The 16,898-nt window shown below is 67.6% G+C and carries 16 protein-coding genes; 7 read left to right on the top strand and 9 right to left on the bottom strand.

Annotated features, from left to right (window positions below; translation table 11 throughout):
- Window positions 1-4 precede the first annotated feature (4 nt).
- The gene (locus tag ACOMG5_RS08735) at window positions 5-2,023 is read left to right on the top strand and encodes a M3 family metallopeptidase (protein ID WP_420343412.1); all 2,019 of its coding nucleotides are present in this window, start codon (window positions 5-7) and stop codon (window positions 2,021-2,023) included.
- Here ACOMG5_RS08735 and ACOMG5_RS08730 read toward each other — a convergent pair.
- On the bottom strand, window positions 2,020-2,910 hold the full coding sequence (locus ACOMG5_RS08730) for a cation diffusion facilitator family transporter (protein ID WP_420343411.1): 891 nt from the start codon (window positions 2,908-2,910) through the stop codon (window positions 2,020-2,022). The genes ACOMG5_RS08735 and ACOMG5_RS08730 overlap by 4 nt on opposite strands.
- Before the next feature lie 51 nt (window positions 2,911-2,961).
- Complete coding sequence (locus ACOMG5_RS08725) at window positions 2,962-3,570, bottom strand: SH3 domain-containing protein (protein WP_420343410.1); 609 nt, start codon at window positions 3,568-3,570, stop codon at window positions 2,962-2,964.
- An 87-nt stretch (window positions 3,571-3,657) separates the two neighbouring features.
- On the opposite strand from ACOMG5_RS08725, the gene ACOMG5_RS08720 reads away from it, so the two are divergent.
- Complete coding sequence (locus tag ACOMG5_RS08720; RefSeq protein WP_420343409.1) at window positions 3,658-4,644, top strand: 2-hydroxyacid dehydrogenase; 987 nt, start codon at window positions 3,658-3,660, stop codon at window positions 4,642-4,644.
- A 51-nt stretch (window positions 4,645-4,695) separates the two neighbouring features.
- Here ACOMG5_RS08720 and ACOMG5_RS08715 read toward each other — a convergent pair whose 3' ends face one another.
- Together ACOMG5_RS08715 and ACOMG5_RS08710 are read right to left on the bottom strand one after the other, a co-directional pair.
- The gene (locus tag ACOMG5_RS08715; RefSeq protein ID WP_420343408.1) at window positions 4,696-5,133 is read right to left on the bottom strand and encodes a PRC-barrel domain-containing protein; all 438 of its coding nucleotides are present in this window, start codon (window positions 5,131-5,133) and stop codon (window positions 4,696-4,698) included.
- 152 nt (window positions 5,134-5,285) lie between these two features.
- Window positions 5,286-6,047, bottom strand: coding sequence for a hypothetical protein (locus tag ACOMG5_RS08710; RefSeq protein WP_420343407.1), 762 nt, complete (start codon window positions 6,045-6,047; stop codon window positions 5,286-5,288).
- Between the two features lie 154 nt (window positions 6,048-6,201).
- Here ACOMG5_RS08710 and ACOMG5_RS08705 point away from each other — a divergent pair, with 154 nt between their 5' ends.
- On the top strand, window positions 6,202-8,703 hold the full coding sequence (locus tag ACOMG5_RS08705; RefSeq protein WP_420343406.1) for a GcvT family protein: 2,502 nt from the start codon (window positions 6,202-6,204) through the stop codon (window positions 8,701-8,703).
- Window positions 8,704-8,709: 6 nt separating this feature from the next.
- Here ACOMG5_RS08705 and ACOMG5_RS08700 read toward each other — a convergent pair whose 3' ends face one another.
- The 4 genes from ACOMG5_RS08700 to ACOMG5_RS08685 are packed head-to-tail and all read right to left on the bottom strand — an operon-like array spanning window position 8,710 to window position 12,035.
- The gene (locus ACOMG5_RS08700; RefSeq protein ID WP_420343405.1) at window positions 8,710-9,594 is read right to left on the bottom strand and encodes a GH25 family lysozyme; all 885 of its coding nucleotides are present in this window, start codon (window positions 9,592-9,594) and stop codon (window positions 8,710-8,712) included.
- A gap of 56 nt (window positions 9,595-9,650) precedes the next feature.
- Window positions 9,651-9,995: a carboxymuconolactone decarboxylase family protein gene (locus ACOMG5_RS08695; protein ID WP_420343404.1), complete on the bottom strand. Its 345-nt coding sequence runs from the start codon at window positions 9,993-9,995 to the stop codon at window positions 9,651-9,653.
- 51 nt (window positions 9,996-10,046) lie between these two features.
- The gene (locus ACOMG5_RS08690) at window positions 10,047-11,132 is read right to left on the bottom strand and encodes an NAD(P)/FAD-dependent oxidoreductase (RefSeq protein WP_420343403.1); all 1,086 of its coding nucleotides are present in this window, start codon (window positions 11,130-11,132) and stop codon (window positions 10,047-10,049) included.
- A gap of 39 nt (window positions 11,133-11,171) precedes the next feature.
- Window positions 11,172-12,035, bottom strand: a complete 864-nt coding sequence (locus tag ACOMG5_RS08685) for an SDR family oxidoreductase (protein ID WP_420343402.1) — start codon at window positions 12,033-12,035, stop codon at window positions 11,172-11,174.
- Between the two features lie 102 nt (window positions 12,036-12,137).
- On the opposite strand from ACOMG5_RS08685, the gene ACOMG5_RS08680 reads away from it, so the two are divergent.
- Together ACOMG5_RS08680 and ACOMG5_RS08675 are read left to right on the top strand one after the other, a co-directional pair.
- Window positions 12,138-12,476 (top strand): winged helix-turn-helix transcriptional regulator, encoded by a 339-nt coding sequence (locus ACOMG5_RS08680; RefSeq protein WP_420343401.1) that lies wholly within the window; start codon window positions 12,138-12,140, stop codon window positions 12,474-12,476.
- 57 nt (window positions 12,477-12,533) lie between these two features.
- Window positions 12,534-12,881, top strand: a complete 348-nt coding sequence (locus ACOMG5_RS08675; RefSeq protein ID WP_420343400.1) for a hypothetical protein — start codon at window positions 12,534-12,536, stop codon at window positions 12,879-12,881.
- Window positions 12,882-12,972: 91 nt separating this feature from the next.
- Here the strand turns inward: ACOMG5_RS08675 and ACOMG5_RS08670 are convergent, their stop codons facing one another.
- Window positions 12,973-14,199: a UbiH/UbiF/VisC/COQ6 family ubiquinone biosynthesis hydroxylase gene (locus ACOMG5_RS08670; RefSeq protein ID WP_420343399.1), complete on the bottom strand. Its 1,227-nt coding sequence runs from the start codon at window positions 14,197-14,199 to the stop codon at window positions 12,973-12,975.
- Between the two features lie 83 nt (window positions 14,200-14,282).
- On the opposite strand from ACOMG5_RS08670, the gene ACOMG5_RS08665 reads away from it, so the two are divergent.
- Together ACOMG5_RS08665 and ACOMG5_RS08660 are read left to right on the top strand one after the other, a co-directional pair.
- On the top strand, window positions 14,283-15,599 hold the full coding sequence (locus tag ACOMG5_RS08665) for an amidase (RefSeq protein WP_420343398.1): 1,317 nt from the start codon (window positions 14,283-14,285) through the stop codon (window positions 15,597-15,599).
- Between the two features lie 112 nt (window positions 15,600-15,711).
- Entirely contained in the window at window positions 15,712-16,890 is a 1,179-nt protein-coding gene (locus ACOMG5_RS08660; RefSeq protein WP_420343397.1) for an aminotransferase class I/II-fold pyridoxal phosphate-dependent enzyme, read from the top strand.
- Window positions 16,891-16,898 lie beyond the last annotated feature (8 nt).

The following is a 16,898-nucleotide window of genomic DNA, read 5'->3' as shown; positions in this document are numbered from 1 at the left end:
CGCGATGACCAATCCGCTGCTGACCGACTGGACCGGCGCCTTCGCCCTTCCGCCCTTCGCCGAGATCCGCGACGCGGATTTCGCCCCCGCCTTCGACGCGGCCCTGGCCGAGGCGCGCGCCAATATCGCCGCCATCGCCGCTGCACCGGAGCCGCCGGATTTTGCCAATACGATCGAGGCGCTCGAGCAGGCGGAGCGGCTGCTCGACCGGGTGGCGGGCGTGTTCTACAACCTGTCGGGCGCCGACAGCACCCCCGCGCGCGAGGCGCTGATGCGCGATCTGGCGCCGAAAATGGCGGCCTTCTCCTCTGAAGTGACGATGAACAAGGCGCTGTTCGCGCGCATCGACCAGCTCTGGCAGGCGCGCGGGACGCTGGGCCTGAGCGCGGAGCAAGCGCGGGTGCTGGATCTTTATCACAAGATGTTCGTGCGGGCGGGCGCGGCGCTGGAGGGGCCGGCCGCGGCGCGGATGGCCGCGATCAAGGAGCGGCTGGCGGTTCTGTCCACCGCCTTCAGCCAGAACCTGCTCGGCGATGAGCGCAGCTGGTTCCGCCCGCTCACGGAGGCGGACCTCGAGGGGCTGCCGGAATTCGTGGTGGAGGCCGCGCGCGAAGCGGGGCGCGAGCGCGGGCAGGAGGGGCCGGTGCTCACGCTGAACCGCTCGCTGATCGTGCCGTTTTTGCAGTTCTCGCCGAAGCGCGAGCTGCGCGAGATCGCCTATGAGGCCTGGGTCGCGCGCGGCGCGAATGGCGGCGAGACCGACAACCGCGCGCATGCGGCCGAGATCCTGGCACTGCGCGAGGAGCGCGCGCATCTGCTGGGATTTGCGAATTTCGCGGCGTTCAAGCTCGATGACGAGATGGCCCGGAGCCCGGATCAGGTGCGCGATCTGCTGATGCGGGTCTGGGCGCCGGCGAAACGCAAGGCCGAGGCCGATGCCGCGCGCCTCACCGAGATGATGCATGCCGACGGTGTGAACGGCGATCTGGAGGCCTGGGACTGGCGCTACTATTCCGAGAAGCGCCGGGTGGCGGAATTCGATTTCGACGAGGCGCTGCTGAAGCCCTATCTGTCGCTCGATGCGATGATCGGGGCCGCCTTCGATACCGCGAACCGCCTGTTCGGGCTGGAGTTCCGCGCGCTGCCGGGGCCGTTCTATCACCCCGATGTGCGCGGCTGGGAGGTCACCCGCAAGGGCGTGCATGTGGCGGTGTTCCTCGGCGATTATTTCGCACGGGGCTCGAAGCGCTCGGGCGCCTGGTGTTCGGCGATGCGCTCGCAAAAGAAGCTTGGCGGCGATACCCGGGCGATCGTGGTCAATGTGTGCAACTTCACGCGGGGGGCGCCTGCGCTGCTCTCCTATGATGATGCGCGCACGGTGTTCCACGAATTCGGCCATGCGCTGCACCAGATGCTCTCGGATGTGACCTATCAGTTCATTTCCGGCACCTCGGTCGCGCGCGATTTCGTGGAGCTGCCGAGCCAGCTTTACGAGCATTGGCTGGAGGTGCCGGAGGTGCTGCAGAAGCACGCGCGCCATTACCGCACCGGCGAAGCGATGCCGCAGGCGCTGATCGACAAGCTGCTCGCCGCCGGAACCTATGATCAGGGCTTCTCCACGGTGGAATATGTGGCCTCCGCGCTGGTCGATCTGGAGTTCCACGATGGCCCGGCGCCGCAGGACCCGATGGCGCGCCAGGCGGAGATCCTGCGCGGGCTGGGCCTGCCGCATGCGATCCGGATGCGCCATGCCACGCCGCATTTCGCGCATGTGTTCTCGGGCGATGGCTATTCCTCGGGCTATTACAGCTACATGTGGTCCGAGGTGATGGATGCGGATGCGTTCGAGGCCTTCGAGGAGGCGGGCGATGCCTTCGATCCGGCCACGGCGGAGAAGCTCGAGCGCTTCATCCTTTCGGCGGGCGGCTCGCGCCCGGCCGATGAGCTCTGGCTCGAATTCCGCGGCAAGAAGCCGGGGGTGGAGGCGCTGCTGAAGGGGCGCGGGCTGCTCGAAACCGCCTAATCGGCCGCGCCGAACACATCCATATGGATGATCACGTCGGCCTTCGGGAAGGCGGCGATCATCCGGCGTTTCAGCTCGGCGGCGATGGCATGGGCTTCGGTCAGGCTTTGGCCGCCGTCGAGCTCGATATGCACCTGCACGAACATTGCGGTGCCGGCGGAGCGCGTCTTCAGGTCGTGATAGGCGCGCACGCCGGGGGTCCCATGGGTGATCCGCTCCAGCTCCGCGAGGTCGCTCCCGGGAATCGAGCGGTCCATCAGCGCATGCCAGGCATTGACCCCGATCGAGATCGCGCCCCGGATCATGATGATCGCGGCGATGATGGCGACGATGCTGTCGACCCGGCCCCAGCCGAAATGCGCGGAAAGGAACAGCGCCAGCACGGCGCCCAGAGTGGGCATCAGGTCGCCCACATAATGCAGCATATCGGCCGCGACGACCTTGTTGCCGGTGCTGCGCGCCACGCGCGACTGCCAGGCGACGAGGGCCAGGGTGATTGCAGCGGAGATCAGCATGATCGTGACGCCGAGGCCCTCGGAGGCGAGGGCGTGCGGCTCGGGCGCCATCAGCCGATGCGCCGCCGACCACAGGATCGCGCAGCCGGAACCGAAGACGAAAACCGCCTGCCCGAGCGAGGTGAGGTCCTCCACGGAGGTATGGCCGAAGGCATGGTCGTCGTCGGCGGGGCGGGCGGCATAGACGATGGCGGCAAGCCCTGCGAGCGAGATCAGCAGGTCCATCGCCGAATCGGCCAGCGAGGCCGCGATCGACAGCGCCCCGGTGGCCCAGAGCGCCCAGAGCTTCAGGCTGACCAGTGTGGAGGCGACGACGACGGAGGCCAGGCCCGCCGAAATGTTCAGGCGCAGCTGGGAATCGATCTGGGGCATGGGCGGACCTGCGGCAGTTAGCGGCGCCTGCTCATAGCGCCGAACGCGGGCCTAGTCACGGGTTTCGTTGGGCTCCACGCCCCAGAGCCGGGTTTTCTGCACCCAGCCGTCGGCATCCTTGGAGCTGATCTCGCACCAGTCGATGCTGCATTTGCCGAGCTTGGCGATAGCACCTGCCTCGGCCAGCGCCACCACCGGGGCCTTGTCGTCGGCGCGCGCGCGCAGCTGCGTCATGTCGTCGTCGATGATGACGGTGCGCACCCCGGAGAGGAGCGAGTAATGCACCCAGCCGCTGGCCCCGTCACGGTCCTCCACCCGGCGCCAGTTGCCGAATTCCGCGGTGATCTTCAGCGGCATTCCGGCATGTTTGAACACCCAGTCGATGCGGTGGCTGAGCGAGGGGCCGCGCCGGGCATTGCCCTCCGAGCCCTTCAGCGAGACATAGCGCGGCAGCGGCAGGTTGGTGACCGGCCCGCGCCCGTTCTGGTTCGCGACCGCCATCGACACGTCGAGATCCGACGGCATGGCGGCGTCATCGTCCTCTTCCTGCGCCCAGGCGGCCCCCGAAAGCGCCAGAACAACCGCTCCGGCGGCCAGAACTGCTGCGGTCGCCGAAACGCGCGCGCAACAAAATTGCGTCAAAGTTTGGAATCTTGCCATTTCTGCTCTTTCCGGCTCTTGTGTCCGGCCTCGTTGAGCGTCACTTTGCACCCAAGGTCAGGTCATTGGAAGAGAGGAGAGCCCCCTATGCCCGCACCGCGGCTGAGTGTTGTCGTGACGCGACGGTTGCCCGAGGTCGTCGAGACCCGGTTGAAGGAGCTTTTCGACGTCGAATTGCGCGATTCCGACGTGCCGATGACGCGCGAGGAGCTGGTCGCGGCGATGACCCGGGCCGATGTCCTGGTCCCGACGATCACCGATCACATTGACGCGAACATGCTGGCACAGGCCGGCGAGCGGCTGCGCCTGATCGCGAACTACGGCGCCGGGGTGGACCATATCGACATCGCGTCGGCGCGCAGCCGCGGCGTTCTGGTCTCCAACACGCCGGGGGTCACCACCGAAGACACCGCCGATATGGCGATGGCGCTGATCCTCGCGGTGACGCGGCGCATCCCCGAGGGGCTGGCGCTGATGCAGGCCGGGGAGTGGAGCGGCTGGGCGCCGACGGCGCTGCTCGGCGGGCGGATCGGCGGCAAGCGGCTGGGGATCCTGGGCATGGGCCGGATCGGGCAGGCGCTGGCCAAGCGTGCCCGCTCCTTCGGCATGCAGATCCACTACCACAACCGCCGCCGGCTGCGCCCCGAGGTGGAATATCCGCTGGAGGCGACCTGGTGGGAGAGCCTCGACCAGATGATCAGCCGGATGGATGTGATTTCGGTGAACTGCCCGCATACGCCATCGACCTTCCACCTGCTGAACGCCCGGCGGCTGAAGATGCTGAAGCCCTCGGCCGTGGTGGTGAACACGTCGCGCGGCGAGGTGATCGACGAGAATGCCCTGACCCGCATGCTCCGCTCTGGCGAAATCGCCGGGGCAGGGCTCGATGTGTTCGAGGGGCGGCACGAGATCAACCCAAGGTTGCGCGCGCTGCCCAATGTGGTCCTGCTGCCGCATATGGGATCGGCGACCTATGAGGGTCGCGCCGAGATGGGCGAGAAGGTCATCATCAACGTCAAGACCTTCGCCGATGGCCACCGGCCGCCGGATCTGGTCGTGCCGGGGATGGTCTGAGCGCAAAAAGGCCCGGGGTTTCCCCCGGGCCTTTTCTGCTGGCGGCAGGTATCAGCCCTGATATTCGGGCATGGCCTTCAGCTCGTCCTCGGTCGCGGCGACGCGGAGAGTGATGTCGTCGGCGTCCTCGCCGCGCACCAGGGTCAGCTGCGAGGGATCGAGGGCCACCGGCTTCGCGCCCATCCCGAGGAAGCCACCCACATCGACCACGATTTTCGAGACGCTGGCATCGCTGCCCATGACGACATCGGCCACATCGCCCACCTTCTTGTCGTCGAGGCCGGTCACGGCTTTGCCCTTCAGCTCATCCGCCGTCACGTTGGCCCAGGCCGGGTCAACCGTCGTAGCGCTCGCCATAGGCGGCGTGGCGGTGCCGCCCGTCGGCTGGGTGGTATGGCTCGTTTCCGGGGTGGTCGGCTGCGTCGATTGCGCCACGACCGGCAGCGCGAACATCAGACCGGCGGCGGTGGTGATAAGAAGCTTTTTCATGATTTCCTCCTGTCATCAGGCTTCGTCGGTGTTGGGGCGCTTGGTGTTGCCCCGTCGAACAGGAAGGAAACCCGCTGGCGCGGCCAACGTTCCCGATCCGGCGTTCAACAAGCCTTGAACGTGGATCGGGGAACCGGAGAAAAGCGTCTGAGTTACACGCGCCGCGCGAGCACGGGCGCCGTGGAGGTATTGGCGGCCGCAAGGACGGAGCCCTGGTAGGCGCCGTGCTGCGGGTCGATGCCGCTGGCGCCCCCGCTCTGGGCCGCACTGAGCGCGGAGGCCGCGCTGCTGTTCTGGGCCGTTGCGACAGCATCGGCGACGCGGCCATACAGCGCTTCGGCCCGTGCCGTGAGCGTGCGTTGCTCGGCCAGCGCGCGGGCGGCGTCTTCTTCCGCATCCGCGCTTTTCAGCTCCGGCGAGAAGGTCGATCCGGAGCTGGCCACAGAGAGGCCTGCGGAGAGGCCAGATTGTGCGCCGGCAACCGGGCTCGACGCAGACCCCGATGCATCAGCGGCGGGTGCCTCCGACGTTGCTTCTCCGGATGCGGCGGCTTCCGCAGCCGCGGCCTCGCTCGGTTCGGCAGCAGCCTCTGCTGCGGCTTCAGCGGGCGACGGCGCCGCCTCTTCTGCGGGGGCGCTCTCCGAGGGCTCGCTCATCATCGTCTCGACGATCGTGCCCTGCTGGCTGGTGCTTTCGGCGGAGGAGGCCGATGTCGTCTCGGTATTCGGGGATGCGGCGGAATTGTTGCTGCTGGAGGCGGCAGCCGATGTCTCGTTTCCGGTGGTGCTCGAGGCGGGCGCGGCATTGGAGGAGGGCTGCGTCTGCGTTGGCGGGAAGAGTAATGAGAAGAGTACTGAACTGATGAGTCCCATGGCTTTCCTCGAAATTTCACTACAAGATCTGGAATACTTCATCTTCCGTTAAATGCACGCCCAGGTTGCATCATTGGTGAACTGGTTACCGGCGACATCGGCCGATGTCGCTTTTGTCTGGCAAAGGTCGGGTCCTTTGGCCCGAAGCCCGGCGGGTCTGGCAGAACGGGGGCAGGACCTCGCAAGGAATCGCGCCATGAAAACCCATGTCAAAGCTCTGGTCGTCGGCGGCGGTGCCGTCGGCGTCTCGGTTGCCTACCACCTCCAGAAAGCCGGCTGGGATACCATGCTCGTCGAACGTGACGAGCTGACCGCGGGCTCGACCTGGCACGCCGCCGGGCTGCTGCCGCTGTTCAACATGAACTACGCCACCACCCATATCCACAAATACTCGGTCGATTTTTACAAGACGCTGGAAGCCGAGACCGGGCTCAATGCAGGCTTCGCCATCGTCGGCAACCTGCGCATGGCGCAGACCAAGGACCGGATGGACGAATACATGCTGTATTCGTCGGTCGCCGAGACCGCGGGTGTGTATCACGAATTCCTGAACCAGAAGGAAATCAAGGACCGCTGGCCGCTGATGAACTGCGAAGATCTGGTGGGCGCGCTGTTCCACCCGCAGGACGGCTACATCAACCCCGCCGACGTGACCCAGGCCATGGCCAAGGGCGCGCGCCAGCTCGGCGTGACGATCGAGCGCAAGATCCAGGTGGACGGCTATCGCTGGACCGGGTCGGAGTGGATCGTTTCGGTCACGCGGATGGTGGAGAAGGGCGGCATGCTGCTGCCGGGCGAGGAAAAGTTCGAGATCCATGCCGAGCATGTGGTCACCGCGACCGGCAACCACGCGCAGCGCACCGCGAAACTCCTGGGCATCAAGATCCCGGCGATCCCGGTGGAGCACCAGTATATCGTCACCGAACCCGATCCGGCGCTGGTGAAATGGCGCGCCGAGGGCAACCCGGAGCATCCGGTGCTGCGCGATTCCGACGCGCTGTGGTATGTGCGCGAAGAGCGCGGCGGCTGGATCCTCGGCCCGTATGAGCGCAATGCGCCCGCGCGCTTCCAGTATGGCGTGCCCGACAGCTTCCGCGCCGACCTGTTCCCGCTGGACCTCGAGCGGATCGAGAACGAATACATGTCGTTCATCCACCGCCTGCCCTCGGTGGAAACGGTGGGCCTGAAGGACGATTTCAACGGCCCGATCTGCTACACCCCCGATGGCAACCCGCTCGTCGGCCCGGCGCCCGGGCTTCGCAACATGTGGCTGGCCGAGGGCTTCAGCTTCGGCATCACCGCCGCGGGCGGCACCGGCTACTATCTGGCGCAGATGATGACCGCGGGCGAAGCGGAAATCGACATGGCCTCGCTGGATCCGAAGCGCTACGGCTCCTGGATGACCACCGATTACGCGGTGAAGAAGAACGAGGAATGCTACGAGCACGTCTTCATCCTGCACCATCCGGACGAAGAGCGCGGCGCGGCCCGCCCGCTGCGCACCGCGCCGAACTACGATGCGCAGAAGGCTCTGGGCGCGCAATTCGGCCAGGTGAACGGCTGGGAACGCCCGAACTACTACGGCCCGAAGGACGCGCCCGCGCACTTCGACCATGACAGCCGCTCCTTCCGCCGCGGCGGCTGGTGGCAATATGCCAAGGCCGAGGCCGAGGCGGTCCGCGACACCGCGGGCATCATCGACGCGACCGCCTTCACCAAGCACCTCGTGCGCGGCCCCGGTGCCACCGCCTTCCTCGACCACTTCACCTGCAACAAGCTGCCGAAAGTCGGGCGCATCAACCTGACCTATGCGCTGACCGATGCGGGCACGACGCGGACGGAATACACCATCGTCCGCCTGGCCGAGAACGAATACTACCTAATCTCCGCCGGTGCCTGGACGGCCTATGACGCCGATTTCCTGCTGAAATCCGTGGAGGACTTCCGCGCGGCGGGTGGCGATTACATCGATGTGCACGATATCACCACGCAATGGGGCGTGTTCGCGCTGGCCGGGCCGAATGCGCGGGCGATCCTGAAGGAAATCGTGAAGGACGCCGAGCCGGATACCGTTCTGGGCAACAAGCGCTTCCCCTGGCTCAGCTACCGCGACATCGAGCTCGGCATGTGCCCGGTGCGGGCGGTGCGCGTGGCCTATACCGGCGAGCTCGGCTGGGAGCTGCACCACCCGGTGGAAATGAGCCGCTACCTGTGGAACCTGATCTGGTCCGTGGGCGAGAAGCACGGGCTGAAGCCGGTGGGCGCACGCGCGCAGAACTGGCTGCGCCAGGAGAAGAGCTACCGCGCCTTCGGCTCGGAGCTGGGCCGCGATGCGACGCCGCTGGAAGCCGGGCTCGACCGTTTCGTCGACCTGGAGAAGGACTTCCGCGGCAAGCAGGCGATGCTCGACACGGGCATCCGCGCGAAATGCGTGACGCTGCTGATCGACGGGCCGGAAGATACCGATCCGTGGGGCAAGGAAGCGATCACGCTGAATGGCGAGAAGGTCGGGCGGCTGACCTCGGGCGGCTATTCGGTGGCCTTCGGCAAGCAGATCGGCATGGGCTATGTGCGCCCCGATCTGGCTGAAGTGGGCACGAAGCTGAAGGTGAAGATCCGCTTGCAGGAATGGGATGCGGTCGTGGCCGAGGACAGCCCGCACGACCCGTCGAACGCCCGGATCCGCATCGACGGCTGATCCCACTCATGGAAACGCCCGCCGGACTGGCGGGCGTTTTCGCTTTCGGGGGGGGGGCGATTGCTGGCGCCGCGCAGTCAGCCAGGCCCGCCAGACATCGGTGGAGCCGGCGAAGGCGTTGATATCGGCGATGCCGCCCACGCCCTGCACCACGCCGGTGCCCGTCCATTGCCAGAAACTCCAGCGCTCGCCCGGGTAGCGCTCCGTCGGGTGCCCGGCGGTGGAGCGCAGCCAGAATTCCACGCCGCGCAGCTGGCCGAGCTGGTTGTCGGCATAGAAATCCGGGGTGGTGTAGATGATCGCCTTGGTGCCGTAATGCCGCTCCACGATCCCTACATATTCGGTGATCTCGCGCCGCACCGTCGCCGCATCCGGGAAGCGGCGGCAGGTCTTGGACTGGTGGTTCCATTCGATATCGAGCACCGGCGGCAGATCGCCCGGCACTTTCGGCACGTTGTCGATATACCAGTTCGCCTGCTCGCGCGGGGTGCGGCAGAAATAGTAGAAGTGATAGGCACCTACCGGCACCCCGGCCGCCCGCGCCAGCGGGGCGTTCATCGCATAGCCCGGGTCGATATAGTCGCCGCCCTCAGTCGCCTTCAGCCAGGCGAAGTTCACCCCGCCCGAGCGCGCATCGAACCAGTTGATCCGGCCCTGATAGCGGGCGGCGTCGATGCCGTGGATCGGCAGCATCGCGGGCGAGATATCGGCCCATTCATGCGGCCGCGTATCGCCGAACTGCGCCGGAACGCCCGCGGCCCGGAAATCTCCGGGGTTCATATAGCCCGGAGACATCAGCGTCCCCCGTTTCGCCGGCGCCCTGCTGTCGCCCCCGCAAGCCGCCAGCGCGGCGAGCACCGCAAGTGCGGCCAGAATCTTGATCTTCGCCATGAGATACCCCCTGATTCGCGTGCAAAATCCCGCAATTCGCCGGGGATGTCACGGGGTCACGGTGACAGGGCTGCCAGCTCGTCCCAGCAGGCCAGCGCATGGGCGGCATACATCATCGCCGGGCCGCCCCCCATCTGGATCGCCATCCCGAGCACATCGCCCAGCTCCTCGCGCGTGGCGCCCGCCTTCATCAGCGCTTCCACATGCAAGGTGATGCAGGGCTCACAGCGCAGCACGATCGCCATGCCGAGCGCGATGAACTCCTTGTCCTTCACGCTCAGCGGCCCGTTTTCCTTCACCGCCTTTGAGAGGGCACCGAAGCCTGCCGTGGTCGCGGGGATGGCCTTGTTCATCACCCGCAATTCGCTGCGGATGTCGTCGATCTTCTGCTTCCAGGACATGCTTTCCTCCTCGCGCCGGGGTTGCCCGCGCAGGATGGACTATAAATTCATTTATTGGAATGCGTCACGGAAGCGCAGGGGAGAAACCGCATCGGCAATCGCGGCGCCGATCTCGGGGGGGCGCCCGGCGATCAGGTCGCGCACCAGCCGGGCGATGGCCGGGGCGCTCTGGAACCCATATCCGCCCTGGCCCGCGAGCCAGAAAAAGCCCTCCGCCCGCGGATCGAAGCCCACCACCGGGGTGCGGTCCGGCGCGAAGGTGCGCAGCCCGGCCCAATTCGCCAGCAACCGCGTGACCGGCATGGTCACGGCGGCTTCGAACCGGGCCAGCCCTTCGGCCAGCACCATGTCGTCGGCCCAGGCGTCCATCGGCGGGACCGGATCCTCCTCCGCGGGCGAAACCAGCAGGGCGCCGGCATCGGGCTTCATGTACCAGTCCTCGTTGCCGCCGATGATCATCGGCCAGCGGCGCACGTCCAGGCCCTCAGGGGCGGGGATTCGCGCCATCGAGCGGCGCATCGGCTGCAGGCCGAGGGGGGCAATGCCCGCGCGGGCCGCGATCGTGTCGGCCCAGGCGCCGGCGGCATTGATGACGATGCGCGCGGTATACTCGGCTCCGCCTGCGGTCACCTGCCAGAGCCCGGCCTGCCGGTGCAGCGCCGTCACCGGGGCAGCGGTGCGGATTTCGGCGCCCGCGGCGCGGGCCTCACGCTGCCAGCGGGCAAGCAGGGCATCGGTGTCTATGTCCCAGGCGCTGTCGGCGATCCCGGCGAAGGCGATGGCGGCAGGGTCGAGGATCGGCACCAGATCCAGCGCTTCGGCCATGCTCAGCTCGGTGAGCGCAAAATCCGCCACATGCGCCGCGAACCGGGCCCGGTGCGCGGCATCATCGACCAGCATCACGCCCCGCGGGCTCAGGAAGCCCGAGCCATGGTAGAATTCGCCCGAAGCCTGCGAGAGCGCCACAATCGCCGCATTGCCATAATGCGGCTCATAAAGCGCTGCGGAGCGGGCGGAGCTGTGATAGGCGAGCTGCGGTTCGGCCTCCAGCAGGAGGACGGAGCCGAGCGGGGCGAGATGGGCCGCGGCCGAAAGGCCCGCGACGCCGCCGCCGATGATCAGGATATCGGGTGTCATGGCGGCACCCTAGGCGGGCGCCGCCCCGAAGAAAAGCCCTCAGGCCAGAGCGCGGCGGAGGGTGCCCTCCATCGGCTCGGTCGGATGCCCGAGCAGGGTGCTCAGATCCTTGCTCTCGGACTGGAGCGCGCCCTTCGCGGCCCAGGCATCGCTGTCGGCCAGAATCTTGGCGAAGCCTTCCGGCAGGCCCGCGCCCACCAGCGCCGCGGCATAATCCGCCTCCGGCAGATCGACATAGGCGACCTCCTTGCCCGCGGCCGCCGTGATCAGCCCGGCCAGCTCCGCCAGGGAGACCGAACTGTCGCCCGCGAGCTCATAGACGCGCCCCTCATGCCCGGCCGCGGAAAGGACCAGTGCCGCGGCCTCGGCATAATCATGGCGCGGGGCGGTGGAGAAGCGGCCATCGGCGGCGGCGCCGAAATGCTTGCCCATGGCCAGGTCGTTCTGAAGGCCGGCCAGCAGGTTTTCCGAATACCAGCCGTTGCGCAGAATCGCATAGGGGATGCCGGATTTGACGAGCGCGGCCTCGGTGTCGCGGTGCTCGGCCGCCAGCGCCATGCCGGACTGCGCAGCATCGAGAAGCGAGGTATAGGCGATGAACTCGACCCCCGCCGCCTTCGCTGCCGCGATGACATTCGCATGCTGCACGCTGCGCCGGCCGATCTGCGAGCCGGAAATCAAGAGCAGCCGCTTCACGCCCTGCAGCGCCTCCGTGAGGCTGGCCGGGTCCTCGTAATCGCCGAGCCGCGCCCCGAGGCCCTCGGCCCGCAGCGCCACCGCATCCTCCTCGCGCCGGACCAGGCCGAGGATCTGATCGGCCGGAACCAGGCGCCGCAGATGGGCCAGAACCAGTTTGCCAAGCTGCCCGTTGGCCCCGGTCACCATGTAGATTGCGTCGCTCATGTTCTGTTCCCTGTGTTGGAATGAGATCAGGTTACATTTAGAGACTACCATTGCCGCCGCAAAGGAGGCAGGTTTGCCGCACAAGGTAAAACGGAGGATACCATGCAGGATCTGGCGAGGTGCCCGGTGCGGCATGTGCTCGATCACATCGCCGCGAAATGGACCACGCTGATCATTCTGGAGCTGGCCGCCGGGCCGACGCGGTTCAATGCCCTCGGCAGGGCGCTGCCGGATGTGTCGCGCCGGATGCTGACGCAATCGCTGCGCGATCTGGAACGCGACGGGCTGATTTCGCGCGTGGTCTATCCGACGAAGCCGCCGAGCGTAGAATATGCGCTCACGGCGCTCGGGCAGTCGCTGCTGCCACCGTTGCGCAGCCTGATCGACTGGGCCGAGATCAGCGCCCCCGAGATCGCCGCCGCGCGGACGATGGCGCGCTAGGTCTTGCAACCGGGGCGCGCGCTGCTATCCCTTGGGCGTGACATATCGGAGCTGGACATGACCCGCATTGCCTATCTTCTCGGCGCCGTCGCGCTTTCCGCCTGCTCGCTGGAGGGGGTTCAGCCGCAATCCACACCGGCCCCGAGCGCAGAGGGCTACGGCAAGGCCGGAACCTGCTTCGCGGTGGTCTCCAAGGCCGAGGACGGGAGCTACGCGCTGGCCACCGGGGTGGGCGATGGCTCGGCCGAGCCGAAGGCGGTCTATGCGCGGGGGCTGAGTGCTGCGAAGGTCGATGCGGCGGTGGCGAAGGAGCGCGAGATCATGAAGGTGAACCCGGAATGCTTCTCGACCTATGTCTTCGATCGCGCCGCCGCGGATCCGGCCTCGGTCGCTCCGGCTGGCTGAAGGCTGACTGAGGCAGTACTTTTTCAACATTCAAGAACAGGCCGCGACAGTGAAATGCCGCGGCCTTGTGATTTTGCCACATTCGGGCAGATTACAGCGGGCGGCCCTGCAGCAGCCGCGGCAGCGGGCCCGAGAGGCCGGCGGCCTGCCGCATGAAGGCGCGGCGCAGCGGGCCGATCGCCTGCACGATCCCGAGGCCGAGATCGCGGACCGGGCGCAGCAGCGCATCGTCGTTCGAGAACAGCCGGTTCACCGTATCCATCCCGAGCGCAAGCGAGGTGGCATCGAAACGCCGCCAGCTCTGATACCGCTCCAGCACGTCGATGGCGCCGATATCCTCGCCGCGGCGGCTCGCATCGACGAGCACCTCCGCCAGGGCGCCCACGTCGCGCAGCCCGAGGTTCAGGCCCTGGCCCGCGATCGGATGCACCCCATGCGCCGCATCGCCGACCAGCGCGATCCGCGGCGCCACATAGGACTTCGCCAGCGTCAGGCTCAGCGGATAGCTGAATCGCGGCCCGGCAAGCGATATGCCCCCCAGGAAATCGCCGAACCTTGGCCGCAGCACCGCGAGGAAATCCGCATCGCTCAGGCCCATCAGCGTGCGGGCATTGGCATCGGTCTCGCTCCAGACGATGGAGGAGCGGTTGCCGCGCAGCGGCAGGATCGCGAGCGGCCCGGTCGGCATGAAGAACTGATGCGCGACGCCGCCATGGGGCTTTTCATGGTCGATTGCGGCCACGACCGCCGTCTGGCCGTAGCCCCAGCCCTCACGCGCGATCCCGGCGCGTTCGGCCGTCGCCGAACGGCGCCCGTCGGCCCCGATCAGCACCCGGCCGGTCAGCCGCCGCCGATCCGAAAGGGTCACGGCGATCCCGCCTCCCGCATTTTCCTGCGCGATGACTTCGGTGCCGCCGATCAGGGTCAGGTGGGGCTCGGCCTCCATTGCCGCCAGAAAGGCGCGGTAGAGATGCCGGTCCTCCAGCATGTAGCCCAGGGGCGGCTGGTCCAGCTCGCGCCCGTCGAAATGCAAAAACAGCGGCGAGGCCCCTTCGCCCGCCCGGCCATCGCAGGCCTCTACGGCCATGATCGGCTCTGCCTGCGCCGCCCCCGCGGGCCAGACGCCGACCGCGGCCAGCAGCTTCTGCGAGGCGATGGCCAGCGCATAGGCGCGGCCATCAAAAACATCGGTGGCGCGGGCGCGGGGCGGCGCGGCATCGATCACGCACACGCGCAGGCCGGACCGCGCAAGGGCCAGGCCGAGCGCGGGGCCGTTCAGCCCGCCACCGGCGATCAGGACATCGGAATCGTAGTTCATGGTCCAAATATGTCGCTCCGGGCGGGATTGTCCATGCGCGGCGGTGTCGCTAGCTTGGGCGCACCAACGTCAACGGAGGCAACATGCTCGAGCGGTTCTGGTCTGCGGCACAACAGGGGCGCGCGATCGCGGCGGGCGATCTCGATCCGGTCGATATCACCGAGGCCTATCTGGAGGCGGCTGCGCAGGCGCCCGATGTCTATGCGCGGCTGACGCCGGAGCGGGCGCGGGGCGAGGCGATGGCGGCGCGCGAGCGGGCGCGGGCGGGGCTCCTGCGCGGGCCGCTCGACGGGGTGCCGATCAGCTGGAAGGACCTGTTCGATACCGCCTGCGTCGCGACCGAGGCCGGGTCGCGGCTGCTGAAGGGGCGGGTGCCGCGCGCGGATGCCGAAGTGCTGGTGCAGGCGACGCTGCAGGGCACGGTCTGCCTCGGCAAGACGCATATGACGGAGCTTGCCTTTTCCGGGCTCGGGCTGAACCCGATGACGGCGACGCCGCGCAATGCCGTCACCGCCGGGCTGGCGCCGGGCGGCTCCAGCTCGGGGGCGGCGGTGTCGGTGAAGCTTGCGATGGCGGCGGCGGCGGTGGGCTCCGATACCGGCGGCTCGGTGCGGATCCCGGCCGCCTGGAACGATATCGTCGGGCTCAAGACCACCCATGGCCGGGTTTCGGCCAAGGGGGTGGTGGCGCTGTGCGAGCGGTTCGATACCGTCGGGCCGCTGGCGCGGACGGTGGAGGATTGCGCGCTGCTGCTCGCGGCGCTGGAGGGTGGGCGGGCGCCCGATCTGGAGGATGCGACGCTGAAAGGCGCCACGCTGCTGGTGCTTGAAGGGGTGCCGTTCGAGGGCGCGCGCGAGGCGCCGGTGGCGGGCTTCGAGGCCGCTGTGCACCGCCTTGCGAAGGCAGGCGCCCGGATCGAGCGCAAGGCGCTGCCGATGGTGGCGCCGGCGATGGCGCTCTCCGGCGTGCTCTATGCGCCCGAGGCCTATGGGCTGTGGAAAGAGGTGATCGAGGCCGACCCCGAGCTGATGTGGGCGCCGATCCTGGAGCGGTTCCGGGGCGGGGCGCAGGTGCTGGCGGCGGATTATGTGGCGGGCTGGGCCGAGCTGGAGCGGCTGCGCGGCGAATGGGCGGCGGCCACGGCGGGCTATGATGCGGTGCTGCTGCCGACCGCGCCGATCCTGCCGCCCGATGCGCGCAGGCTGCTGCTTGATGCGGATTACTTCGCCACCGAGAACCTGCTTGCGCTGCGCAACACCCGGATCGGCAATCTGTTCGGCCTCTGCGCGCTCACTCTACCGACGGGCGAGCCGATGTGCGGGATCTCGCTCCTGGATACGCCCTATGGCGAAGAGCGTCTGCTGCGGCTGGGAATCGCGGCCGAAGCTGCGCTGAACTGATGCATTTCGGTGTCAAGTCCCCGCGGCCCTTGTCGTTTTTCTGGACGCGGGGGCCGCTCTTGGGTAACCTCGGGGCTCAACGGGGCGATACGACTCCGACCATGAGGCACAGATGGACACTCCCGAGCGGTTTTCGAACCTGCCCGAATATGCATTTCCGCGTTTGCGGAAGCTTCTCGATTCGACGCCTGCGGGCGGCGAGGTCGTGCATCTGACGATTGGCGAGCCGCGCCATCCGATGCCCGATTTCGTGGGCGAGGTGCTGGCGGCGAACATGGACGGCTTTGCGAAATACCCACCCAATGAGGGCACGCCCGAATTGCTGGGCGCCATTTCCGGCTGGATCGGGCGGCGCTACGATGTCGATGTCGGGCCGGAGCGGATCATGGCGCTGAACGGCACCCGCGAGGGGCTGTTCAACGCGGCGCTGGCGCTCAGCCCGGAGACGAAGAACGGCAAGAAGCCGGTCGTTCTGATTCCGAACCCGTTCTATCAGGTCTATGCGGTGGCGGCGGTGGAAGTCGGCGCGGAGCCCGTCTTCGTGCCTGCGACCGAGGAAACCGGCTTCCTGCCGGATTTTGCGGCCTTGCCCGCGGAGATCCTCGATCGCGCCACGATCGCCTATCTGTGCTCGCCCGCGAATCCGCAGGGCTCGGTCGCCTCGCGCGACTATCTGGCCGGGCTGCTGCATCTGGCGCAGAAGCACGACTTCCGGCTGTTCGCCGATGAATGCTATTGCGAGCTTTACCGCACCGCGCCGCCCCCCGGCGCGCTGCAGGTGGCGGTGGCCGAGGGCATCGACCCGGAGCGGGTGGCGGTGTTCCATTCGCTGTCGAAGCGCTCGAACCTGCCCGGGCTGCGCTCGGGGTTCGTCGCGGCGGGCGCCGAAAGCATGAAGCATATCCGGCAGCTGCGGGCCTATTCCGGCGCGCCGTTGCCGCTGCCGATCCAGCGCGTTTCCGAGCGGGTCTGGGCGGAGGAGAGCCATGTGGTGGCAAACCGCGCGCTCTACCGGCAGAAATACGAGGATGCCGCGGAGATTTTCGCGGGCGTGAACAGCTTCCGGCTGCCCGAGGGCGGCTTCTTCCTGTGGCTGCCGGTCGAGGACGGCGAGCAGGCGGCGCTGAAGCTGTGGCGCGAAACCGGGGTGCGTGTGCTGCCCGGCGCCTATCTGGCGCGCGAGGTCGGCGGCCACAACCCCGGCAAGGGATATATCCGGGTGGCCCTGGTCGCCCCAAGAGAAGAAACGCAGCGCGGGCTGATGCGGCTCCGCGACTGCCTCTACACGTGAGGACGGGC

Source organism: Paenirhodobacter sp. (genome assembly GCF_041916475.1).
Classification (GTDB): Bacteria; Pseudomonadota; Alphaproteobacteria; order Rhodobacterales; family Rhodobacteraceae; genus Rhodobacter.
The sequence above is the reverse complement of the archived record's forward strand: the minus strand, read 5'-3'. Positions and strand labels throughout refer to the sequence as shown.